The following is a 22,467-nucleotide window of genomic DNA, read 5'->3' as shown; positions in this document are numbered from 1 at the left end:
GCGAAAGGGGGCGTTTTGTTTTGCCCCTCTCAGTTTTCATTTCATCAAATGATAATCCTTGCGAAACGTTTCGATGGCGATCACATTTTCGTAACGTCGCGGTGGTTTTCTGTCCACTCTTCGCACTACACTTATCTCCAGCGAAACGTTTCGCTAGTGGGGAAAGAAAATGAAGAAAGGCACGGTACTCAACTCTGAAATTTCAACGGTGATCTCCCGTCTGGGGCATACCGATACGCTGGTGGTGTGTGATGCAGGTTTACCCATCCCGAACAGCACAACGCGTATTGATATGGCATTAACCCAGGGCGTACCTTCTTTTATGCAGGTACTGGATGTGGTCACACGTGAAATGCAGGTCGAGGCGGCCATTCTCGCGTCGGAAATTAAACAACATAATCCGCAACTCCACGAAACGTTGCTCAGCCACATTGAGCAACTGCAACAACACCAGGGAAACACCATAGAAATTCGTTACACCACGCATGAACAATTCAAAAAACAAACCGCAGACAGTCAGGCGGTAATTCGCAGCGGAGAATGTTCTCCGTATGCGAATATCATTCTCTGTGCTGGCGTCACGTTCTGAGGCCATCATGAACGCATTACTGCAACTCAAAGGGATCGATAAAGCGTTCCCGGGCGTAAAAGCGCTATCCGGCGCCGCGCTGAATGTCTACCCTGGCCGCGTGATGGCGCTGGTGGGCGAAAACGGCGCGGGCAAATCCACCATGATGAAAGTGCTGACCGGGATCTATACCCGTGATGCCGGTTCTTTATTGTGGCTGGGGAAAGAGACCACCTTTAACGGCCCTAAATCCTCCCAGGAAGCCGGAATCGGTATCATCCACCAGGAGCTGAACCTGATCCCGCAACTCACTATCGCCGAGAACATTTTTCTTGGCCGTGAGTTTGTGAATCGCTTTGGCAAAATTGACTGGAAGAAGATGTACGCCGAAGCCGATCTGCTGCTCGCCAAACTCAATCTGCGCTTTAAAAGCGACAGACTGGTTGGTGAGCTGTCGATTGGCGATCAGCAGATGGTCGAAATTGCCAAAGTGCTGAGCTTTGAATCGAAGGTCATCATTATGGATGAACCGACGGATGCCCTCACCGATACCGAAACCGAATCCCTGTTCCGCGTCATCCGCGAACTGAAATCCCAGGGGCGCGGCATTGTCTATATTTCTCACCGTATGAAAGAGATCTTCGAGATTTGCGACGACGTAACCGTCTTCCGTGACGGGCAGTTTATTGCCGAACGTGAAGTTGCCTCGCTGACTGAAGACTCGCTGATTGAAATGATGGTGGGACGTAAGCTGGAAGATCAGTACCCGCGCCTGGAAAAAGCGCCGGGTGATATTCGCCTGAAGGTCGATAACCTGTGCGGTCCTGGCGTAAACGATGTTTCGTTCACGCTGCGTAAAGGCGAGATCCTTGGCGTATCCGGGCTGATGGGGGCCGGACGTACCGAACTGATGAAAGTGTTGTACGGCGCATTGCCGCGTACCAGCGGTTACGTCACGCTTGATGGCCATGAAGTGGTTACCCGTTCGCCGCAGGATGGGTTGGCTAACGGCATCGTCTATATTTCTGAAGACCGTAAACGCGATGGCTTAGTGCTGGGTATGTCGGTGAAAGAGAACATGTCACTGACCGCGCTGCGTTATTTCAGCCGCGCCGGTGGAAGCCTGAAACATAAAGATGAGCAGCAGGCGGTGGGTGATTTTATTCGTCTGTTCAATGTTAAAACACCATCAATGGAACAGGCTATCGGCCTGCTTTCCGGTGGTAACCAGCAGAAAGTGGCGATTGCGCGCGGTCTGATGACCCGGCCAAAGGTGCTGATCCTTGATGAACCAACGCGCGGCGTTGACGTTGGAGCCAAGAAAGAAATCTATCAGCTTATCAACCAGTTTAAGGCTGACGGGCTGAGTATCATTCTGGTCTCCTCTGAGATGCCAGAAGTATTGGGCATGAGCGATCGAATTATCGTTATGCATGAAGGGCATCTCGGCGGTGAGTTCACTCGCGAGCAGGCCACTCAGGAAGTATTAATGGCTGCCGCTGTGGGCAAGCTTAATCGCGTGAATCAGGAGTAAAAAAGATGACTACCCAGGCTGTTTCTGGTCGCCGTTATTTCACTAAAGCATGGCTTCTGGAGCAAAAGTCGCTCATCGCTCTGTTAGTGCTGATCGCGATTGTTTCCACCATGAGCCCTAACTTTTTTACCGTTAATAACCTGTTCAACATTCTCCAGCAAACGTCGGTGAACGCCATCATGGCCGTTGGCATGACGCTGGTTATCCTGACGTCGGGTATCGATCTGTCCGTCGGTTCCTTGCTGGCGCTTACCGGCGCGGTTGCGGCTTCAATTGTAGGGATTGAGGTCAATGCGCTGGTGGCTGTTGCTGCAGCCCTGGCGCTCGGCGCTGCCATTGGCGCAGTCACCGGGGTGATTGTTGCGAAAGGCCGGGTGCAGGCGTTTATTGCAACGCTGGTGATGATGCTGCTGCTGCGCGGCGTGACCATGGTGTACACCAACGGCAGTCCGGTTAATACCGGATTTACTGACAATGCCGATCTGTTTGGCTGGTTTGGTATTGGTCGTCCGTTAGGCATCCCTACGCCAGTGTGGATCATGGGGATTGTCTTCCTCGCGGCGTGGTACATGCTGCACCACACTCGTCTTGGTCGTTATATCTACGCGCTGGGCGGTAACGAAGCGGCAACGCGTTTGTCCGGTATCAGCGTCAGTAAAATCAAAATTATCGTTTACTCACTGTGCGGTCTGCTGGCATCGCTGGCGGGCATCATTGAAGTCGCGCGACTCTCCTCCGCACAACCGACGGCAGGTACTGGCTATGAGCTGGATGCTATCGCAGCGGTGGTGTTAGGCGGTACCAGCCTGGCGGGTGGTAAAGGACGTATTGTTGGGACGCTGATCGGCGCATTGATTCTTGGTTTCCTCAATAATGGTTTGAATTTGTTAGGTGTATCCTCCTATTACCAGATGATCGTCAAAGCGGTGGTGATTTTGCTGGCGGTACTGGTAGACAACAAAAAGCAGTAACAACGATTACAGGACATCTTAAATATGAACATGAAAAAACTGGCTACCCTGGTTTCTGCTGTTGCGCTGAGCGCCACCGTGAGCGCGAATGCGATGGCGAAAGATACCATTGCGCTGGTGGTCTCCACCCTCAACAACCCGTTCTTTGTTTCTCTGAAGGATGGGGCGCAAAAAGAGGCGGATAAGCTGGGTTACAACCTGGTGATTCTGGACTCGCAGAACAACCCGGCGAAAGAGCTGGCTAACGTTCAGGACTTAACGGTTCGTGGAACTAAAATTCTGCTGATCAACCCGACTGACTCTGATGCCGTTGGTAATGCTGTGAAGATGGCTAACCAGGCAAAAATTCCGGTTATTACCCTTGACCGTGTTGCCTCCAAAGGCGAAGTGGTAAGCCACATCGCGTCTGATAACGTGTTGGGTGGCAAAATTGCGGGTGATTACATCGCGAAGAAAGCAGGTGAAGGCGCGAAAGTTATCGAACTGCAAGGGATTGCCGGAACTTCAGCGGCGCGTGAGCGTGGCGAAGGTTTCCAGCAGGCCGTTGCGGCACACAAATTTAACGTACTGGCCAGCCAGCCGGCAGACTTCGACCGCACCAAAGGTCTGAACGTCATGCAGAACCTGCTGACCGCGCATCCTGATGTGCAGGCCGTATTTGCCCAGAACGATGAAATGGCGCTGGGTGCGCTGCGCGCACTGCAAACAGCGGGTAAATCTGATGTGATGGTGGTTGGATTTGACGGCACTCCAGATGGCGAAAAAGCAGTAAATGATGGCAAACTGGCTGCGACCATTGCTCAGTTGCCGGATCAGATCGGCGCGAAAGGCGTTGAGACTGCGGATAAAGTCCTGAAAGGCGAGAAGGTTCAGGCTAAATATCCGGTTGACCTGAAGCTGGTCATCAAGCAGTAATACCGATTCAGGTCGCTCGCGGCCTGATGGAGACATAAATACGCCATCCCCGTATCTGATTTTGGGGATGAAAGCGTAAAAAGAAAAGCAGGGCACGCGCCACCCTAACCCGGTGGCGCACTTTGACTTGGAACACCAAATATGAAAACCGCAGGCAACCTCGTTGTTCTTGGCAGTATCAATGCCGATCACATCCTTAACCTTAACTCTTTCCCGACACCTGGTGAAACCGTAACAGGTAGCCATTATCAGGTCGCATTTGGCGGTAAAGGCGCGAATCAGGCTGTTGCTGCGGGTCGTAGTGGCGCGAATATCGCATTCATTGCCTGTACGGGCGATGATGATATTGGCGAAAGTGTGCGTAAACAGTTAGCCAAAGATAACATCGATATTGCGCCGATTAGCGTAATTTCGGGGGAATCGACCGGTGTGGCGTTGATTTTTGTGAATGGTGAAGGTGAGAACGTTATCGGCATTCATGCCGGAGCGAACGCAGCTCTTTCGCCAGCGTTGGTGGAAGCACAGCATGAGCGTATTGCTCAGGCGTCCGCCTTACTTATGCAGTTAGAATCGCCGATCGAAAGCGTACTGACTGCAGCAAAGATTGCACATCAAAATAAGACCATGGTCGCCCTGAACCCGGCACCGGCACGTGAACTTTCTGATGAACTGCTGGCGCTGGTGGATATTATTACCCCGAATGAAACCGAGGCTGAAAAGCTGACGGGGATCCGGGTCGAAAATGATGAAGACGCGGCCAAAGCGGCGCAGGCATTGCACGCTAAAGGTATCCATACTGTACTGATTACTTTAGGTAGTCGCGGTGTGTGGGCCAGCGTTAATGGCGAAGGACAGCGTGTGCCCGGTTTTAAAGTGGAAGCCGTTGATACTATTGCCGCTGGAGACACCTTTAATGGCGCGTTAATTACGGCGTTGCTGGAAGAGACTCCGCTGCCTGAAGCGATCCGTTTTGCGCATGCCGCTGCGGCGATTGCGGTTACCCGTAAAGGCGCACAGCCTTCCGTTCCGTGGCGCGAAGAAATAGAAGCGTTTTTAAGTCAACAGAGGTAACGCTTGGCTACAATGAAGGACGTCGCCCGCCTGGCGGGTGTTTCCACGTCGACGGTTTCTCACGTCATTAATAAAGATCGCTTTGTCAGTGAGTCCGTCACTGACAAAGTAGAAGCTGCAATTAAAGCGCTTAACTACGCGCCCTCCGCGCTGGCGCGTAGCCTCAAGTTAAACCAGACCCGCACGATTGGCATGTTAATCACTGCCAGTACCAATCCCTTCTATTCTGAACTAGTGCGCGGTGTTGAACGTAGCTGTTTTGAGCGCGGCTACAGCCTGGTGCTGTGCAATACCGAAGGCGATGAACAGCGCATGAACCGTAACCTGGAAACTCTGATGCAAAAACGTGTGGACGGCTTGTTGCTGCTCTGCACCGAAACACATCAGCCTTCCAGAGAGATAATGCAGCGTTATCCTTCTATACCGACCGTGATGATGGACTGGTCGCCTTTTGATGGTGAAAGCGATCTGATTCAGGATAACTCCTTGCTGGGCGGGGATTTAGCCACGCAACATCTTATCGAAAAAGGTTTTACGCGCATTGCCTGCATCACCGGGCCGCTGGATAAAACCCCGGCGCGTTTGCGTCTGGAAGGATATCGGGCAGCAATGAAGCGGGCGGGGTTGCCTGTCCCGGAAGGCTACGAGATTACCGGTGACTTTGAGTTCGGCGGCGGCTTTGAAGCTATGCAAACGTTGCTGTCGCATAAACAGCGACCGCAGGCTGTTTTTACCGGCAATGATGCAATGGCAGTTGGCGCGTATCAGGCTCTGTACCAGTCAGGATTGCGCATTCCGCAGGATATGGCTGTGGTGGGTTACGATGATATCGAGCTGGCGCGCTATATGACGCCGCCCCTGACGACCATCCACCAACCAAAAGATGAATTGGGCGAACTGGCCATCGATGTATTAATTCACCGGATGGCGCAGCCCGCATTACAGCAACAGCGTTTGCAGCTTACTCCTGTTCTGATGGAGCGGGGGTCGGTTTAGGTTTGTGCCGATCTTTGATCAGGTTACGTCCATCTTTGGCTTTTAGCAGCATGAACATCAGCGCGGATATTACAGTGATAGCGCCCATCGTCATAAAGGTGTAGTGGAACTGTTCGACCGTATTGGTTCCTTCCATACCTTCATAGATACGCAGAACGGCGGCGCTGATGGCAACCCCTAAACTGATTGATAACTGCTGAGTAACAGCCAATACGCTGTTGCCGCTGCTGGCATTTTCATCGGTCAGATCCGCCAGAGTGATGGTATTCATTGAAGTAAACTGGGTGGACATCGCCATACCTAAAATGAACAACGGCAGGATTAGCATCCAGATCGGCATGGCAGGAGATTGCAAAGCGAACTGCGCAATCATCAGGCCGATAAATACCGTAACACCCACCAATGTGGTCCTGTAGCCGAGTTTGCGCAGAACCTGCGTCACCATGGATTTTGCCAGAATTGAACCCAACGCTGTTGGCGCCATCATGCAGCCGGCTATCAGAGCCGGATATCCAAATCCTACCTGCAACATCAGCGGCATTAAGAAGGGCACGCAGCCTGTGCCCAGGCGAGTGGCGAGGTTTCCGGCGATCCCAACAGAAAAGGTCCGAGTCTTAAATATCGGAAGCGATATCAGCGGCGTTGGGTGGCGACGCGCATGGCGAATATAGGCGAGTAGTAACAACACACTGGCAAGAATAATACCGAGTGCGACCCAGGTCTCGACAAGCTTCTCACCGAACAATTCAACGCCGCTTGAAAACAATACCAGGCTCAAACCAAACAGAAAGAAACCGGTCATATCAAAACCGCGGCGTGGCGTGGTGAAGTTCGGCATATATTTGCGGGCATAGAAGATACCGGCAATGCCAATTGGAATATTAATCAGGAAGATCCAGTGCCAACTGGCCCATGTAACCAGTACACCGCCCAATACCGGACCTAAAATCGGCCCCACAAGTCCTGGCATGGTGACGAAGTTAAGCACGGGAAGCAGTTCGCTGCGGGGGTAAGCACGCAATAACGCCAGACGGGCAACGGGCATCATCATGGCGCCACCGATCCCCTGAATGACACGGAAAATCACCAGCTCGCTTAAGGAACTGGACAGCGCGCAGGCCAGCGATCCCAACGTAAACAGGCTAACGGCAATCATAAAGACGCGTCGGGTACCAAATCGGTCTGCCAGCCAACCACTTACCGGGATCAGCATCGCGACAGTCAGGGTATAGCTGATAATGGCCGACTGCATGGCGAGTGGAGAGCGGTTAAGACTATGTGCTATTGCGGGTAGGGCGGTATTGAGGATCGTGGCGTCTAGTGCCTGCATAAAAAAGGCCATGGCTGCTATCCACGGTAGCCCGGCCATACTGCGTGATTTCTTTTCTGACATATTATTTATCCGGTAGCACGTTCGGTGCTATCAGCAATGCCTGACAGGCAGCAAAGGCGCGATCGCCATCGTTATCATCTATTGCGTCGACAATGGCCTGGTGCAAATCCAGTTTCACCACATCGTTATAGGTAATAGAGGTAAAGTAGGTCTGGTAAACCGAATGGAACAGAGATGCAAAGGAAATAAGGAACGGATTCGCACTCATTTCATAGATGTGCTCATGCCAGGCGATATCAACCTCAATCCAGCGTTCGCGTCTGAAGTTTCTTTTCAGCTCGACCATCTCTTCCATCAGCGTGTTGAGGTGCGCTTTCTGTTCAGCCGTACCTATAGTCGCTGCCAGTAAGCACGCCTGAGGCTCCAGGCTGATACGCATCACCAGAAAATGTTTAATGACCTGCGGGAAATTATCTTCTGTCATCCACCAGGTGAGCAGCTCCTGATCAAGGAAGTTCCAGTTTGCTTGCGGCATGACGCGTGTACCAATACGTGGGCGCGGTAATACCATACCTTTTGCCGTTAATGTTTTTACTGCCTCTCTTACCGCGGTGCGACTCACGCCAAACTGATCGCCTAGCTCTATTTCGCCAGGCAATATCGCACCCGGTGCGTATTCACCTTTTAATATTCGCTGAGCCAGCTTTTCGGCCAGAACGTAGGACAAGTTTTTCTGTGCGGCTAGCTGTTGGGCATTTAACGGCATGAATGTTCTTCCTTACTCTTTTTCTTATTCATTAGTATGCCACCTGGAAGTGTGATTGCGGCTGCAAAAACGGCAATTTGCTTATTTTATGGCATGTTAATGGTTGTTTTGGTGAAAAAACACGCACTCGGAAAGTTATTTTAAATTTCCCCTTGTCAGCCTGAAATAACTCCCTATAATGCGCCTCCACTGACACGGAACAACGGATTACAAGCCGCCGGGTCAGCGGAGTTCCACTGAGAACTCCGGCGAAGAAAGCGAAATTAAATGCTTGACTTCGTAGCGGGATGGCGTAATATGCACACCCCGCGCCGCTGAGAAAAAGCGAAGCGGCACTGCTCTTTAACAATTTATCAGACAATCTGTGTGGGCACTCGAAGATACGGATTCTTAACGTCGCAAGACGAAAAATGAATACCAAGTCTCAACGAGTGAACACGTAATTCATTACGAAGTTTAATTCATTGAGCATCAAACTTTTAAATTGAAGAGTTTGATCATGGCTCAGATTGAACGCTGGCGGCAGGCCTAACACATGCAAGTCGAACGGTAGCACAGAGGAGCTTGCTCCTTGGGTGACGAGTGGCGGACGGGTGAGTAATGTCTGGGAAACTGCCCGATGGAGGGGGATAACTACTGGAAACGGTAGCTAATACCGCATAACGTCGCAAGACCAAAGAGGGGGACCTTCGGGCCTCTTGCCATCGGATGTGCCCAGATGGGATTAGCTAGTAGGTGGGGTAACGGCTCACCTAGGCGACGATCCCTAGCTGGTCTGAGAGGATGACCAGCCACACTGGAACTGAGACACGGTCCAGACTCCTACGGGAGGCAGCAGTGGGGAATATTGCACAATGGGCGCAAGCCTGATGCAGCCATGCCGCGTGTATGAAGAAGGCCTTCGGGTTGTAAAGTACTTTCAGCGAGGAGGAAGGCGTTGTGGTTAATAACCGCAGCGATTGACGTTACTCGCAGAAGAAGCACCGGCTAACTCCGTGCCAGCAGCCGCGGTAATACGGAGGGTGCAAGCGTTAATCGGAATTACTGGGCGTAAAGCGCACGCAGGCGGTCTGTCAAGTCGGATGTGAAATCCCCGGGCTCAACCTGGGAACTGCATCCGAAACTGGCAGGCTAGAGTCTTGTAGAGGGGGGTAGAATTCCAGGTGTAGCGGTGAAATGCGTAGAGATCTGGAGGAATACCGGTGGCGAAGGCGGCCCCCTGGACAAAGACTGACGCTCAGGTGCGAAAGCGTGGGGAGCAAACAGGATTAGATACCCTGGTAGTCCACGCCGTAAACGATGTCGACTTGGAGGTTGTGCCCTTGAGGCGTGGCTTCCGGAGCTAACGCGTTAAGTCGACCGCCTGGGGAGTACGGCCGCAAGGTTAAAACTCAAATGAATTGACGGGGGCCCGCACAAGCGGTGGAGCATGTGGTTTAATTCGATGCAACGCGAAGAACCTTACCTACTCTTGACATCCAGAGAACTTAGCAGAGATGCTTTGGTGCCTTCGGGAACTCTGAGACAGGTGCTGCATGGCTGTCGTCAGCTCGTGTTGTGAAATGTTGGGTTAAGTCCCGCAACGAGCGCAACCCTTATCCTTTGTTGCCAGCGGTTAGGCCGGGAACTCAAAGGAGACTGCCAGTGATAAACTGGAGGAAGGTGGGGATGACGTCAAGTCATCATGGCCCTTACGAGTAGGGCTACACACGTGCTACAATGGCATATACAAAGAGAAGCGACCTCGCGAGAGCAAGCGGACCTCATAAAGTATGTCGTAGTCCGGATTGGAGTCTGCAACTCGACTCCATGAAGTCGGAATCGCTAGTAATCGTGGATCAGAATGCCACGGTGAATACGTTCCCGGGCCTTGTACACACCGCCCGTCACACCATGGGAGTGGGTTGCAAAAGAAGTAGGTAGCTTAACCTTCGGGAGGGCGCTTACCACTTTGTGATTCATGACTGGGGTGAAGTCGTAACAAGGTAACCGTAGGGGAACCTGCGGTTGGATCACCTCCTTACCTTAAAGAACCTGCCTTTGTAGTGCTCACACAGATTGTCTGATGAAAAGTAAATAGCAAGGCGTCTTGCGATTGAGACTTCAGTGTCCCCTTCGTCTAGAGGCCCAGGACACCGCCCTTTCACGGCGGTAACAGGGGTTCGAATCCCCTAGGGGACGCCACTTGCTGGTATGTGTGAGTGAAAGTCGCCGACCGAAGTATCTCAAAACTGACTTTCGAGTCACGTTTGAGATATTTGCTCTTTAAAAATCTGGATCAAGCTGAAAATTGAAACGACACACTGTTTCATTTCTCCGTAATAAGAAATGAAAAGCGGTGTGTTCGAGTCTCTCAAATTTTTGCAAGTCGATGATGAATCGAAAGAAACATCTTCGGGTTGTGAGGTTAAGCGACTAAGCGTACACGGTGGATGCCCTGGCAGTCAGAGGCGATGAAGGACGTGCTAATCTGCGATAAGCGTCGGTAAGGTGATATGAACCGTTATAACCGGCGATTTCCGAATGGGGAAACCCAGTGTGTTTCGACACACTATCATTACGTGAATACATAGCGTAATGAAGCGAACCGGGGGAACTGAAACATCTAAGTACCCCGAGGAAAAGAAATCAACCGAGATTCCCCCAGTAGCGGCGAGCGAACGGGGAGCAGCCCAGAGTCTGAATCAGCATGTGTGTTAGTGGAAGCGTCTGGAAAGTCGCACGATACAGGGTGAAAGTCCCGTACACAAAAGTGCATGTGTTGTGAACTCGAAGAGTAGGGCGGGACACGTGGTATCCTGTCTGAATATGGGGGGACCATCCTCCAAGGCTAAATACTCCTGACTGACCGATAGTGAACCAGTACCGTGAGGGAAAGGCGAAAAGAACCCCGGCGAGGGGAGTGAAAAAGAACCTGAAACCGTGTACGTACAAGCAGTGGGAGCACCCTTTGGGGTGTGACTGCGTACCTTTTGTATAATGGGTCAGCGACTTATATTCTGTAGCAAGGTTAACCGAATAGGGGAGCCGAAGGGAAACCGAGTCTTAACTGGGCGTTAAGTTGCAGGGTATAGACCCGAAACCCGGTGATCTAGCCATGGGCAGGTTGAAGGTTGGGTAACACTAACTGGAGGACCGAACCGACTAATGTTGAAAAATTAGCGGATGACTTGTGGCTGGGGGTGAAAGGCCAATCAAACCGGGAGATAGCTGGTTCTCCCCGAAAGCTATTTAGGTAGCGCCTCGTGAATTCATCTTCGGGGGTAGAGCACTGTTTCGGCTAGGGGGTCATCCCGACTTACCAACCCGATGCAAACTGCGAATACCGAAGAATGTTATCACGGGAGACACACGGCGGGTGCTAACGTCCGTCGTGAAGAGGGAAACAACCCAGACCGCCAGCTAAGGTCCCAAAGTCATGGTTAAGTGGGAAACGATGTGGGAAGGCACAGACAGCCAGGATGTTGGCTTAGAAGCAGCCATCATTTAAAGAAAGCGTAATAGCTCACTGGTCGAGTCGGCCTGCGCGGAAGATGTAACGGGGCTAAACCATGCACCGAAGCTGCGGCAGCGACACTATGTGTTGTTGGGTAGGGGAGCGTTCTGTAAGCCGTTGAAGGTGTGTCGTGAGGCATGCTGGAGGTATCAGAAGTGCGAATGCTGACATAAGTAACGATAATGCGGGTGAAAAACCCGCACGCCGGAAGACCAAGGGTTCCTGTCCAACGTTAATCGGGGCAGGGTGAGTCGACCCCTAAGGCGAGGCCGAAAGGCGTAGTCGATGGGAAACAGGTTAATATTCCTGTACTTGGTGTTACTGCGAAGGGGGGACGGAGAAGGCTATGTTAGCCGGGCGACGGTTGTCCCGGTTTAAGCATGTAGGCGGAGGTTCCAGGTAAATCCGGTACCTTATTAACGCTGAGGTGTGATGACGAGGCACTACGGTGCTGAAGTAACAAATGCCCTGCTTCCAGGAAAAGCCTCTAAGCATCAGGTAACACGAAATCGTACCCCAAACCGACACAGGTGGTCAGGTAGAGAATACCAAGGCGCTTGAGAGAACTCGGGTGAAGGAACTAGGCAAAATGGTGCCGTAACTTCGGGAGAAGGCACGCTGATATGTAGGTGAAGTGGTTTACCCATGGAGCTGAAATCAGTCGAAGATACCAGCTGGCTGCAACTGTTTATTAAAAACACAGCACTGTGCAAACACGAAAGTGGACGTATACGGTGTGACGCCTGCCCGGTGCCGGAAGGTTAATTGATGGGGTTATCCGTAAGGAGAAGCTCTTGATCGAAGCCCCGGTAAACGGCGGCCGTAACTATAACGGTCCTAAGGTAGCGAAATTCCTTGTCGGGTAAGTTCCGACCTGCACGAATGGCGTAATGATGGCCAGGCTGTCTCCACCCGAGACTCAGTGAAATTGAACTCGCTGTGAAGATGCAGTGTACCCGCGGCAAGACGGAAAGACCCCGTGAACCTTTACTATAGCTTGACACTGAACACTGGTCCTTGATGTGTAGGATAGGTGGGAGGCTTTGAAGTGTGGACGCCAGTCTGCATGGAGCCATCCTTGAAATACCACCCTTTAATGGCTGGTGTTCTAACGTAGACCCGTAATCCGGGTTGCGGACAGTGTCTGGTGGGTAGTTTGACTGGGGCGGTCTCCTCCTAAAGAGTAACGGAGGAGCACGAAGGTTAGCTAATCCTGGTCGGACATCAGGAGGTTAGTGCAAAGGCATAAGCTAGCTTGACTGCGAGAGTGACGGCTCGAGCAGGTGCGAAAGCAGGTCTTAGTGATCCGGTGGTTCTGAATGGAAGGGCCATCGCTCAACGGATAAAAGGTACTCCGGGGATAACAGGCTGATACCGCCCAAGAGTTCATATCGACGGCGGTGTTTGGCACCTCGATGTCGGCTCATCACATCCTGGGGCTGAAGTAGGTCCCAAGGGTATGGCTGTTCGCCATTTAAAGTGGTACGCGAGCTGGGTTTAGAACGTCGTGAGACAGTTCGGTCCCTATCTGCCGTGGGCGCTGGAGAATTGAGGGGGGCTGCTCCTAGTACGAGAGGACCGGAGTGGACGCATCACTGGTGTTCGGGTTGTCATGCCAATGGCATTGCCCGGTAGCTAAATGCGGAAGAGATAAGTGCTGAAAGCATCTAAGCACGAAACTTGCCCCGAGATGAGTTCTCCCTGACCCTTTAAGGGTCCTGAAGGAACGTTGAAGACGACGACGTTGATAGGTCGGGTGTGTAAGTGTAGCGATACATTGAGCTAACCGATACTAATGAACCGTGAGGCTTAACCTTACAACGCCGAAGATGTTTTGGCGAAGAGAGATATTTTCAGCCTGATACAGATAACATCGACATGCCCAGGAGGTGTGTTGATAAACAGAATTTGCCTGGCGGCTGTAGCGCGGTGGTCCCACCTGACCCCATGCCGAACTCAGAAGTGAAACGCCGTAGCGCCGATGGTAGTGTGGGGCCTCCCCATGCGAGAGTAGGGAACTGCCAGGCATCAAATTAGAAGTATGGCACTGACTTTCGAGGCAGTTCACTACTCGATAGAGAGTAGGACAAAAGCGAAAGCTTTTGAACGTTGCGAAGCAACGGCCCGAAGGGTGAATCACAAAGTGATTCATAAACTGCCAGGCATCAAATTGCAGTAAACCGGGATGAAGAATCCGGGTGGTGACAAAGAAATTCGGTGGAGCGGTAGTTCAGTTGGTTAGAATACCTGCCTGTCACGCAGGGGGTCGCGGGTTCGAGTCCCGTCCGTTCCGCCACTTATTAGAAAATTAAGCCTGCTACTAAGCAGGCTTAATGATAAGAAGATTTAGGGGCGTAGCTCAGTTGGTAGAGCACCGGTCTCCAAAACCGGGTGTCGCGAGTTCGAGTCTCTCCGCCCCTGCCAGAAACAATCCTTAGCATTATTGCTAAGGATTTTTTTTTACCTGTAATTTGAGTTTTTCCTTCTTTCTATTTTACTCCCGGCATCCTTGCCAGCGTTTTCCTTAATCTTCCAGAATATTTGTTCTCAGCAGATCGCAAATCAGCGCATGTTTATCGCTATTTTGCAGCCAAACTGCATATAACGGGCGTGAAAGCGTTGTACTGTCGGTAACCGTATGGAGATCGCTTTTACCTTTAGCCCAGTTGACCGGCAGCCAGCTAAAACCTTTGAGGACTGAAAGTTGCTGCCTGGCTAATTCTGCCGAACTGGTGGTAAGTACCGGCACTTCATCTCCCGCAATCAATCCAGCCTCGTGTTGCTGAAAGTCAGGTCCCCATTCCAGACGCAGATAATTCAGTTCATCTTTGGTTTGTGAAGGAGAACTGCAATAGAGCGCCAGCGTGAAATATCCCAACAGTTGGCTGCTAAATTCGTCCATTTTGGGCGTTTCGGTAGTAATCAATAGATCAAGCTGTCGTTCATGAAGCTGTTTTACTAACGACTGTCGCTGCGCGATCCTCGCTTCAAATTGTAGGCTGGATTGTGGCTCCTGGGATTGGTACAAACGCCCCAGCCAGCCATTAAGCATGCATTCCCAGAGGGATGCGCTGGCACCAATAGAAAACTCGTTATGCCGCGAGGTATTCGCAACCTCCTTACGTGCTGCTTGCCACGTATTCATCAGCGTTTCAGCGTAAGGTAATAATTTTTCACCTGCAGCGGTTAAACGGATATTGTTTCTGTGTCGGGTGAACAGGTTTACACCCAATTGATTTTCCAGTTGTCTTATCCGAAAACTAACCGCTGATTGGGTCAGATAGAGCGCTTCAGCAGCCCTGCCAAAGTGGCGTGTCCGGCTAACTTCCAGGAAAGTTTTTAACAATTCCGTATCCACAACTCGCTCCATAAAATTATTTGTCGTTATGATTTAAATCTTTTGTTTGACGCTCTGTCAAGCGTAACTAATACTCCGCGCCATAAATAGCTCGGCCAAAGAATTAGGAGCGTGCAGGATGGCGGAAAGCTTTACGACGACTAATCGATATTTCGATAATAAATATTATCCCCGCGGATTCTCCCGTCATGGTGATTTCACCATTAAAGAAGCACAACTGCTTGAGCGTCACGGTTATGCTTTCAACGAGCTGGATCTGGGCAAGCGTGAGCCGGTAACGGAAGAAGAAAAACTGTTTGTTGCGGTATGCCGTGGTGAGCGCGAACCGGTTACCGAAGCTGAACGTGTGTGGTCCAAATACATGACGCGCATTAAGCGTCCAAAACGCTTCCACACGCTGTCTGGTGGGAAACCTCAGGTGGAAGGTGCGGAAGACTACACCGAATCTGATGATTAATAAAAAAGGGCGAAAGCCCTTTTTTTATGCCAGTAGCTTCTGCAAATGAATGAGTAATCTGTCTATCGCCCGATACCCAACAGCCTCCTGTAAGTGCTGGCGAGAGATATGGTCAGATTGTTCTATATCCGCGATCGTTCGAGCGACCTTTATCAGGCGTAACCAGGCGCGGATGGATAATCCGAGATGCGCGAGCGTTTCTTCAAGCCACTGCGCATCGTCGCTACGCAGTGGACAGTATTTATGGATATCCTGACTGTCCAGTTGCGCATTTAACTTATTCTGCCGCCGATACTGACGCTCTCGTGCTGCTATAACGCGTTGCTTCACCGTTGCGCTATCTTCCCCTTTTACCTGGCTCTGGCTGAGTATGCCGGGCGGCGGTAAGGGGATTTCGAGGGAGAGATCGAAGCGGTCAAGAAATGGGCCTGATAATCGATTGAGGTAGCGTAGTGTCTGCTCTGGGGTACAGCGGTTATGGTTCCCCTGATAATGTCCTGTTGGGCTGGGATTCATGGCAGCAATAAGCTGAAAACGCGCGGGGTAAGTTATTTTTGCCCGAGTGCGGGATAAATGAATCTGCCCGGACTCAATGGGCTCTCGCAGTGCATCCAGCGTGCGCCGCTCAAACTCGGGAAGTTCATCCAGAAACAGTATGCCGTTATGCGCCAGAGATATCTCGCCTGGCGCAGGAATAGAGCCGCCACCGACCATGGCAGTTAATGAAGCACTGTGATGCGGCGAACGAAAAGGGCGTTGTTTCCACTGTTTTTGTAGCGTGTCGGAATTAACCAGACTTAGAATCGCGGCGCTTTCCAGTGCTTCATCATTGCTTAGTGGCGGAAGCAATCCTCTCAGGCGACTGGCCAGCATGGTCTTACCCGTTCCCGGCGGCCCGATGAGTAAGAGGTTATGACCGCCAGCTGCGGTAAGCTCCAGCCCGCGTTTACCCTGTTCCTGGCCGATAACATCGCTCAGATCATCTGCTAATGCGCAGGGGGTAAAATCTGCCGATGATGGTCTGTCTAAATCATGCTTACCTTCGAGAAATGCGCATACAGCCTGTAGATGATCGGCAATAAGGCACCCTTCACCGTGTATCAGTCCCACTTCAGCTGCATTCTCTTTTGCGACAATAATTCTCCTGCCTGCGCGAATAGCTTCAGTTGCACTTGATATCGCACCGGGAACGCCGCGTAACGCGCCTGTAAGCGCTAATTCGCCTACCAGCTCATATGTATCGAGGTTATGGGTTGTAAGCTGCTCAGACGCTGCCAGAAGCGCAACTGCGATAGGTAAATCATATCGTCCCCCTTCTTTCGGGAGATCGGCCGGAGCGAGGTTTATGGTTATCTTCTTTGCCGGGAATTCATAACCGCTATTAATAATCGCACTGCGAACTCGATCGCGAGCCTCTTTTACCGTTGTTTCGGGTAATCCCACCATGGTTAAACCAGGCAAACCATTGCTGATATGTACCTCGATGGTAATGGCTGGCGCATTCACGCCCAGCGCAGCGCGTGTGTGAACAATCGATAGTGACATAAGCCCTCCTGATGAAAGCATTATGTCGCAATACATCGCGGCAAGATTTCACATAATTACGGTTTTTAGAGGCTTATTCCCGTGTTTTTATGTAGCTCAATACTGCTTGCATAAAGCCTGGAATAGCGCTCGCAAACGCTTTTGAATAACGTTTTTAGTAGGGAACGGGTTGCCGAGAATCACCTGAAACGTGAAATATTTTCACTTTTGATTTTTTGTATAAAAAACAACGATATTTATCTAAACCGTTAACGGCGTCAGAAAAACGAATAAAAAAATATCTTGTGTCATTTGCAAATTCTATGGTAACTCTTTAGGTATTCCTTCGAACAAGATGCAAGAAAATACAAAAATGACAGCCCTTCTACGAGTGATTAGCCTGGTCGTGATTAGCGTGGTGGTGATTATTATCCCACCGTGCGGGGCTGCACTTGGACGAGGAAAGGCTTAGAAAACAAGCCTTAACGAACTAAGACCCCCGCACCGAAAGGTCCGGGGGTTTTTTTTGACCTTAAAAACATACACGAGGAGCAGAAAGTGAACGGTAGCATAAAATTCTGTTTCTCAAGATTTACGGCGGGGATGTAACTATGAATGGGGCACAGTGGGTGGTACATGCGTTGCGTGCACAAGGGGTTCAAACCGTCTTTGGTTATCCTGGTGGCGCAATTATGCCGGTTTACGATGCGTTGTATGACGGCGGCGTAGAACACCTGTTGTGCCGACACGAGCAGGGCGCGGCAATGGCGGCAATTGGCTATGCCCGTGCGACCGGTAAAACCGGCGTGTGTATCGCCACTTCAGGTCCTGGCGCTACCAACCTGATCACCGGACTTGCCGATGCGCTGTTAGATTCTGTTCCTGTGGTGGCGATCACCGGTCAGGTGGCCTCACCTTTCATCGGAACGGATGCGTTTCAGGAAGTGGACGTTCTGGGTATGTCTTTGTCCTGCACCAAACACAGTTTCCTGGTGCAGTCACTGGAAGAGCTGCCGCGCATTATGGCAGAGGCTTTCGCTGTGGCGAACTCCGGTCGTCCGGGTCCGGTTCTGGTTGATATCCCGAAAGATATCCAGCTGGCCAGCGGTACGCTGGAGCCGTATTTTACGACCGTCGAAAACGTAGAGGATTTCCCGCACGCTGACGTTGAGCAGGCACGTAAAATGCTGGCGCAGGCGCAAAAACCGATCCTGTACGTCGGTGGCGGCGTTGGTATGGCGCAGGCGGTCCCGGCCCTGCGTGAATTTATCGCGGTAACCCAAATGCCGGTCGCCTGCACGCTGAAAGGTCTGGGCGCAGTAGAAGCTGACTACCCATACTATTTGGGTATGTTGGGAATGCATGGCACTAAAGCGGCAAATTTCGCGGTGCAAGAATGTGATTTACTGATTGCAGTGGGCGCGCGTTTTGATGACCGGGTGACCGGTAAGCTGAATACCTTCGCACCGAACGCCAGCGTGATCCACATGGATATCGACCCTGCGGAAATGAACAAGCTGCGTCAGGCGCACGTAGCATTGCAGGGTGATTTAAATTCTCTGCTGCCGGCATTGCAGCAATCTCTGAAGATTGACGCATGGCGTCAGCATAGCGCTGAACTGCGCACAGAGCATACCTGGCGCTATGATCATCCCGGTGAGGCTATCTACGCGCCACTGTTGTTGAAGCAGTTGTCCGATCGCAAACCCACGGACAGCGTAGTGACAACGGATGTTGGTCAGCATCAGATGTGGTCGGCGCAGCATATGACCTACACCCGCCCGGAAAATTTCATCACCTCGAGCGGTCTGGGTACGATGGGCTTTGGCCTGCCAGCAGCGGTTGGTGCGCAGGTTGCTCGCCCGAACGATACGGTAATCTGTATCTCCGGTGACGGCTCCTTCATGATGAATGTACAGGAGCTGGGCACTGTAAAACGCAAGCAGTTGCCGCTGAAAATAGTTTTACTCGACAATCAGCGGTTAGGCATGGTGCGACAATGGCAGCAGCTGTTTTTCCAGGAACGTTATAGCGAAACCACCCTTACTGATAACCCCGATTTCCTCATGTTGGCCAGCGCCTTCGGCATACCAGGTCAACACATCACCCGTAAAGACCAGGTTGAAGCGGCACTCGACACCATGCTGAACAGCGAGGGGCCATACCTGCTTCATGTCTCAATCGACGAACTTGAGAATGTCTGGCCTCTGGTACCGCCAGGTGCCAGTAACTCAGAAATGCTGGAGAAATTATCATGATGCAACATCAGGTCGCCGTTGAGGCTCGTTTCAATCCGGAAACGTTAGAACGTGTTTTACGCGTGGTACGCCATCGCGGTTTTCAGGTGTGCTCCATGAATATGGAAGCCGCCAGCGATGCGCAAAATATAAATATCGAATTGACCGTTGCCAGCCCCCGGTCGGTCGACTTACTGTTTAGTCAGTTAAGTAAACTGGTAGACGTTGCACATGTTGCTATCTGCCAGAGCACAACCACATCACAACAAATCCGCGCCTGAGCGCAAAAGGAAGAAAAATGACGACGAAAAAAGCTGATTACATGTGGTCTAATGGCGAGATGATTCGTTGGGAAGACGCGAAGGTTCACGTGATGTCCCACGCGCTGCACTACGGTACTTCAGTATTCGAAGGCATCCGTTGCTACGATTCTCACAAAGGGCCGGTGGTGTTCCGTCATCGCGAACATATGCAGCGTCTGCGTGATTCAGCCAAGATCTATCGTTTTCCGGTTTCTCAGAGCGTTGATGAGCTGATGGAAGCTTGCCGCGAGGTGATTCGTAAAAACAATCTGACCAGCGCCTATATCCGTCCGCTGGTGTTTGTTGGCGACGTGGGGATGGGCGTTAACCCGCCAGCGGGATACACCACCGACGTGATCATCGCCGCGTTCCCGTGGGGTGCTTACCTTGGTGCAGAAGCGCTGGAGCAGGGGATCGACGCGATGGTTTCATCCTGGAACCGCGTGGCGCCGAACACCATCCCTACTGCTGCTAAAGCGGGTGGTAACTATCTGTCTTCGCTACTGGTGGGTAGCGAAGCGCGTCGTCATGGCTATCAGGAAGGCATTGCGCTGGATGTGAATGGCTACATCTCCGAAGGTGCGGGCGAAAACCTGTTTGAAGTAAAAGACGGCATTCTGTTTACCCCGCCGTTTACCTCTTCCGCGCTGCCGGGTATCACTCGTGATGCGATCATTAAGCTGGCGAAAGATCTCGATATCGAAGTACGTGAGCAGGTGCTGTCTCGTGAATCACTGTACCTGGCCGATGAAGTGTTCATGTCCGGTACCGCGGCCGAAATCACCCCAGTACGCAGTGTCGATGGTATCCAGGTAGGTGAAGGCCGCTGCGGTCCGGTCACCAAACGCATCCAGCAGGCCTTCTTTGGCCTCTTCACCGGTGAAACGGAAGATAAATACGGCTGGTTGGATTCAGTAAACCAATAACAAAATTAATATTTCCCCAAAATAATTCACGTTGCAGGAAGACGGCAACGCAGCAAGTCCCAGGAGCTTACTGTAGTAAGTGACTGGGGTGAGCGAGACGGCCAACGCACCTGCGGCGTGAAGTATTCAGGGGAAAGACAGACGGGAGTTAATCAAGCATGCCTAAGTATCGTTCTGCTACCACCACCCACGGCCGCAATATGGCGGGTGCCCGCGCATTGTGGCGCGCCACCGGGATGACCGATGATGACTTCGGTAAACCGATTATCGCTGTGGTGAACTCCTTTACCCAGTTTGTGCCGGGTCACGTCCACCTGCGCGATCTCGGTAAGCTGGTTGCCGAACAAATCGAAGCCTCAGGCGGCGTGGCGAAAGAGTTCAACACCATTGCTGTGGATGATGGTATCGCCATGGGCCATGGCGGCATGCTGTATTCACTGCCGTCGCGTGAGCTGATCGCTGACTCCGTTGAGTACATGGTTAACGCCCACTGCGCCGATGCGATGGTCTGCATCTCCAACTGCGATAAAATCACCCCCGGGATGTTAATGGCCTCTCTGCGCCTGAACATCCCGGTTATCTTCGTTTCCGGCGGCCCGATGGAAGCCGGGAAAACTAAGCTCTCTGACCAAATCATCAAGCTCGACCTGGTTGATGCGATGATTCAGGGCGCTGACCCGAAAGTTTCCGACTCACAAAGCGAGCAGGTTGAACGTTCCGCTTGCCCAACCTGCGGCTCCTGTTCCGGTATGTTCACCGCTAACTCGATGAACTGCCTGACCGAAGCGCTGGGCTTGTCGCAGCCGGGTAACGGTTCGCTGTTGGCGACTCACGCCGACCGTAAAGAACTGTTCCTCACCGCAGGCCAGCGCATCGTCGAGCTGACCAAACGTTATTATGAGCAGGACGATGCTTCCGCGCTTCCGCGCAACATTGCCAGCAAGGCAGCGTTTGAGAACGCCATGACGCTGGATATCGCCATGGGCGGCTCCACCAATACCGTTCTGCACCTACTGGCGGCCGCGCAGGAAGCGGAAATCGACTTCACCATGAGTGATATCGACAAGCTGTCCCGCAAAGTCCCGCAGCTGTGTAAAGTGGCGCCGAGTACGCAGAAATACCATATGGAAGACGTGCATCGCGCAGGCGGCGTACTGGGTATTTTAGGCGAACTGGATCGTGCTGGACTGCTGAACCGCGACGTGAAAAACGTGCTGGGGCTGACTCTGCCGCAAACGCTCGATCGGTATGACGTGATGTTGACCAAAGACGACGCGGTGAAAAAAATGTTCCGTGCAGGCCCGGCCGGCATTCGTACTACCCAGGCGTTCTCACAGGACTGCCGTTGGGATACGCTGGATGACGACCGCGCTGAAGGCTGCATTCGCTCGCTGGAGCATGCTTACAGCAAAGACGGCGGTCTGGCAGTTCTGTACGGTAACTTCGCGGAAAACGGCTGTATTGTAAAAACCGCAGGCGTGGATGACAGCATCCTGAAATTCACCGGCCCGGCAAAAGTGTATGAAAGCCAGGACGATGCGGTTGAAGCCATCCTCGGCGGTAAAGTGGTGGCTGGCGACGTGGTTGTCATTCGCTACGAAGGGCCGAAAGGCGGGCCTGGCATGCAGGAAATGCTCTACCCCACCACCTTCCTGAAATCGATGGGCCTCGGTAAGGCTTGCGCGCTGATTACCGACGGTCGTTTCTCCGGCGGTACTTCGGGGCTTTCCATTGGTCACGTTTCTCCGGAAGCGGCCAGCGGCGGTAATATCGCGATTATCGAAGATGGTGACATGATTGCCATCGATATCCCGAATCGTGGTATTCAACTTCAACTGAGTGATGCGGAAATCGCTGCGCGCCGTGAAGCGCAGGAAGCTCGCGGTGACAAAGCCTGGACGCCAAAAGATCGTCAGCGTCAGGTCTCCTTTGCACTGCGCGCCTACGCCAGCCTGGCAACCAGTGCCGACAAAGGTGCGGTGCGCGATAAGTCGAAGCTCGGGGGATAATGAC

Annotated in this window: 16 protein-coding genes, 3 tRNA genes and 3 rRNA genes; 18 read left to right on the top strand and 4 right to left on the bottom strand. The window is 52.1% G+C overall.

Annotation, left to right across the window (positions count from 1 at the left end; translation table 11 throughout):
* Positions 1–169 precede the first annotated feature (169 nt).
* The 6 genes from rbsD to rbsR all read left to right on the top strand — a co-directional run bounded on the left by rbsD (position 170) and on the right by rbsR (position 6,055).
* Positions 170–589, top strand: coding sequence for a D-ribose pyranase (gene rbsD / locus JQN59_RS23870; RefSeq protein WP_003827001.1), 420 nt, complete (start codon positions 170–172; stop codon positions 587–589).
* Positions 590–596: 7 nt separating this feature from the next.
* Positions 597–2,102, top strand: a complete 1,506-nt coding sequence (gene rbsA / locus JQN59_RS23865; RefSeq protein ID WP_003023764.1) for a ribose ABC transporter ATP-binding protein RbsA — start codon at positions 597–599, stop codon at positions 2,100–2,102.
* A 5-nt stretch (positions 2,103–2,107) separates the two neighbouring features.
* Positions 2,108–3,073 carry a ribose ABC transporter permease gene (gene rbsC / locus JQN59_RS23860; RefSeq protein ID WP_003826999.1) on the top strand — a complete coding sequence of 322 codons (966 nt, stop codon included), beginning with the start codon at positions 2,108–2,110 and terminating at the stop codon, positions 3,071–3,073.
* 24 nt (positions 3,074–3,097) lie between these two features.
* Positions 3,098–3,988, top strand: a complete 891-nt coding sequence (gene rbsB / locus JQN59_RS23855; RefSeq protein ID WP_003023760.1) for a ribose ABC transporter substrate-binding protein RbsB — start codon at positions 3,098–3,100, stop codon at positions 3,986–3,988.
* 141 nt (positions 3,989–4,129) lie between these two features.
* A complete protein-coding gene (rbsK, locus tag JQN59_RS23850) occupies positions 4,130–5,059 on the top strand; it encodes a ribokinase (protein ID WP_003826997.1) in 930 nt (309 codons plus the stop codon).
* A 3-nt stretch (positions 5,060–5,062) separates the two neighbouring features.
* On the top strand, positions 5,063–6,055 hold the full coding sequence (gene rbsR, locus JQN59_RS23845; RefSeq protein WP_003023757.1) for a ribose operon transcriptional repressor RbsR: 993 nt from the start codon (positions 5,063–5,065) through the stop codon (positions 6,053–6,055).
* Here the strand turns inward: rbsR and mdtD are convergent.
* Together mdtD and JQN59_RS23835 are read right to left on the bottom strand one after the other, a co-directional pair.
* The gene (gene mdtD, locus JQN59_RS23840; RefSeq protein WP_008786557.1) at positions 6,021–7,448 is read right to left on the bottom strand and encodes a multidrug transporter subunit MdtD; all 1,428 of its coding nucleotides are present in this window, start codon (positions 7,446–7,448) and stop codon (positions 6,021–6,023) included. The two genes, rbsR and mdtD, sit on opposite strands and share 35 nt — an antisense overlap.
* A gap of 1 nt (position 7,449) precedes the next feature.
* Complete coding sequence (locus JQN59_RS23835; protein ID WP_003023753.1) at positions 7,450–8,154, bottom strand: FadR/GntR family transcriptional regulator; 705 nt, start codon at positions 8,152–8,154, stop codon at positions 7,450–7,452.
* Positions 8,155–8,635: 481 nt separating this feature from the next.
* Between JQN59_RS23835 and JQN59_RS23830 the strand changes: the two genes are divergently transcribed.
* From JQN59_RS23830 to JQN59_RS23805, 6 genes are all read left to right on the top strand, one after another.
* Positions 8,636–10,177 (top strand): 16S ribosomal RNA (locus tag JQN59_RS23830).
* Between the two features lie 85 nt (positions 10,178–10,262).
* Positions 10,263–10,338 (top strand) — tRNA-Glu (locus JQN59_RS23825).
* Positions 10,339–10,559: 221 nt separating this feature from the next.
* Positions 10,560–13,467, top strand: a 23S ribosomal RNA gene (locus JQN59_RS23820).
* A gap of 94 nt (positions 13,468–13,561) precedes the next feature.
* Positions 13,562–13,677, top strand: a 5S ribosomal RNA gene (rrf, locus tag JQN59_RS23815).
* The 16S, 23S and 5S rRNA genes sit together here with 3 tRNA genes alongside, the layout of an rRNA operon.
* Before the next feature lie 192 nt (positions 13,678–13,869).
* Positions 13,870–13,946, top strand: a tRNA-Asp gene (locus JQN59_RS23810).
* A gap of 52 nt (positions 13,947–13,998) precedes the next feature.
* Positions 13,999–14,074: transfer RNA gene (locus JQN59_RS23805), tRNA-Trp, on the top strand.
* 100 nt (positions 14,075–14,174) lie between these two features.
* Here JQN59_RS23805 and hdfR read toward each other — a convergent pair.
* On the bottom strand, positions 14,175–15,020 hold the full coding sequence (gene hdfR / locus JQN59_RS23800) for an HTH-type transcriptional regulator HdfR (RefSeq protein ID WP_095533172.1): 846 nt from the start codon (positions 15,018–15,020) through the stop codon (positions 14,175–14,177).
* Between the two features lie 106 nt (positions 15,021–15,126).
* Between hdfR and maoP the strand changes: the two genes are divergently transcribed.
* Positions 15,127–15,465: a macrodomain Ori organization protein MaoP gene (gene maoP, locus JQN59_RS23795; protein WP_003018025.1), complete on the top strand. Its 339-nt coding sequence runs from the start codon at positions 15,127–15,129 to the stop codon at positions 15,463–15,465.
* A 24-nt stretch (positions 15,466–15,489) separates the two neighbouring features.
* On the opposite strand, the gene JQN59_RS23790 is transcribed toward maoP, so the two are convergent.
* Positions 15,490–17,010: a YifB family Mg chelatase-like AAA ATPase gene (locus JQN59_RS23790; RefSeq protein ID WP_020996103.1), complete on the bottom strand. Its 1,521-nt coding sequence runs from the start codon at positions 17,008–17,010 to the stop codon at positions 15,490–15,492.
* Between the two features lie 352 nt (positions 17,011–17,362).
* Between JQN59_RS23790 and ilvL the strand changes: the two genes are divergently transcribed.
* The 5 genes from ilvL (at position 17,363) to ilvD (ending at position 22,463) form a co-directional block, all read left to right on the top strand.
* Positions 17,363–17,461, top strand: a complete 99-nt coding sequence (gene ilvL, locus JQN59_RS23785) for an ilv operon leader peptide (RefSeq protein WP_001311244.1) — start codon at positions 17,363–17,365, stop codon at positions 17,459–17,461.
* A gap of 139 nt (positions 17,462–17,600) precedes the next feature.
* Entirely contained in the window at positions 17,601–19,247 is a 1,647-nt protein-coding gene (gene ilvG / locus JQN59_RS23780; protein WP_079935205.1) for an acetolactate synthase 2 catalytic subunit, read from the top strand.
* Positions 19,244–19,507 carry an acetolactate synthase 2 small subunit gene (gene ilvM / locus JQN59_RS23775; protein WP_003018017.1) on the top strand — a complete coding sequence of 88 codons (264 nt, stop codon included), beginning with the start codon at positions 19,244–19,246 and terminating at the stop codon, positions 19,505–19,507. The genes ilvG and ilvM overlap by 4 nt, the downstream gene beginning before the upstream one ends.
* A gap of 17 nt (positions 19,508–19,524) precedes the next feature.
* Positions 19,525–20,454 carry a branched-chain-amino-acid transaminase gene (gene ilvE, locus JQN59_RS23770; RefSeq protein ID WP_149608258.1) on the top strand — a complete coding sequence of 310 codons (930 nt, stop codon included), beginning with the start codon at positions 19,525–19,527 and terminating at the stop codon, positions 20,452–20,454.
* A gap of 158 nt (positions 20,455–20,612) precedes the next feature.
* Positions 20,613–22,463, top strand: a complete 1,851-nt coding sequence (gene ilvD, locus JQN59_RS23765) for a dihydroxy-acid dehydratase (RefSeq protein WP_008787065.1) — start codon at positions 20,613–20,615, stop codon at positions 22,461–22,463.
* The last annotated feature ends 4 nt before the right edge of the window (positions 22,464–22,467 follow it).

The organism is Citrobacter sp. B72 (assembly GCF_016894305.1).
In the GTDB taxonomy this organism is placed as follows: domain Bacteria; phylum Pseudomonadota; class Gammaproteobacteria; order Enterobacterales; family Enterobacteriaceae; genus Citrobacter; species Citrobacter portucalensis.
Note: the sequence above shows the minus strand (reverse complement) of the source record. Positions and strands in the feature narration are given on the sequence as shown.

Bases quoted from the DNA above. Each gene is read 5' to 3' on its own strand.
- rbsD (WP_003827001.1), top strand. From the start codon at position 170: ATGAAGAAAGGCACGGTACTCAACTCTGAAATTTCAACGGTGATCTCC.
- rbsA (WP_003023764.1), top strand. From the start codon at position 597: ATGAACGCATTACTGCAACTCAAAGGGATCGATAAAGCGTTCCCGGGC.
- rbsC (WP_003826999.1), top strand. From the start codon at position 2,108: ATGACTACCCAGGCTGTTTCTGGTCGCCGTTATTTCACTAAAGCATGG.
- rbsB (WP_003023760.1), top strand. From the start codon at position 3,098: ATGAACATGAAAAAACTGGCTACCCTGGTTTCTGCTGTTGCGCTGAGC.
- rbsK (WP_003826997.1), top strand. From the start codon at position 4,130: ATGAAAACCGCAGGCAACCTCGTTGTTCTTGGCAGTATCAATGCCGAT.
- mdtD (WP_008786557.1), bottom strand. From the start codon at position 7,448: ATGTCAGAAAAGAAATCACGCAGTATGGCCGGGCTACCGTGGATAGCA.
- JQN59_RS23835 (WP_003023753.1), bottom strand. From the start codon at position 8,154: ATGCCGTTAAATGCCCAACAGCTAGCCGCACAGAAAAACTTGTCCTAC.
- hdfR (WP_095533172.1), bottom strand. From the start codon at position 15,020: ATGGAGCGAGTTGTGGATACGGAATTGTTAAAAACTTTCCTGGAAGTT.
- maoP (WP_003018025.1), top strand. From the start codon at position 15,127: ATGGCGGAAAGCTTTACGACGACTAATCGATATTTCGATAATAAATAT.
- JQN59_RS23790 (WP_020996103.1), bottom strand. From the start codon at position 17,010: ATGTCACTATCGATTGTTCACACACGCGCTGCGCTGGGCGTGAATGCG.
- ilvL (WP_001311244.1), top strand. From the start codon at position 17,363: ATGACAGCCCTTCTACGAGTGATTAGCCTGGTCGTGATTAGCGTGGTG.
- ilvG (WP_079935205.1), top strand. From the start codon at position 17,601: ATGAATGGGGCACAGTGGGTGGTACATGCGTTGCGTGCACAAGGGGTT.
- ilvM (WP_003018017.1), top strand. From the start codon at position 19,244: ATGATGCAACATCAGGTCGCCGTTGAGGCTCGTTTCAATCCGGAAACG.
- ilvE (WP_149608258.1), top strand. From the start codon at position 19,525: ATGACGACGAAAAAAGCTGATTACATGTGGTCTAATGGCGAGATGATT.
- ilvD (WP_008787065.1), top strand. From the start codon at position 20,613: ATGCCTAAGTATCGTTCTGCTACCACCACCCACGGCCGCAATATGGCG.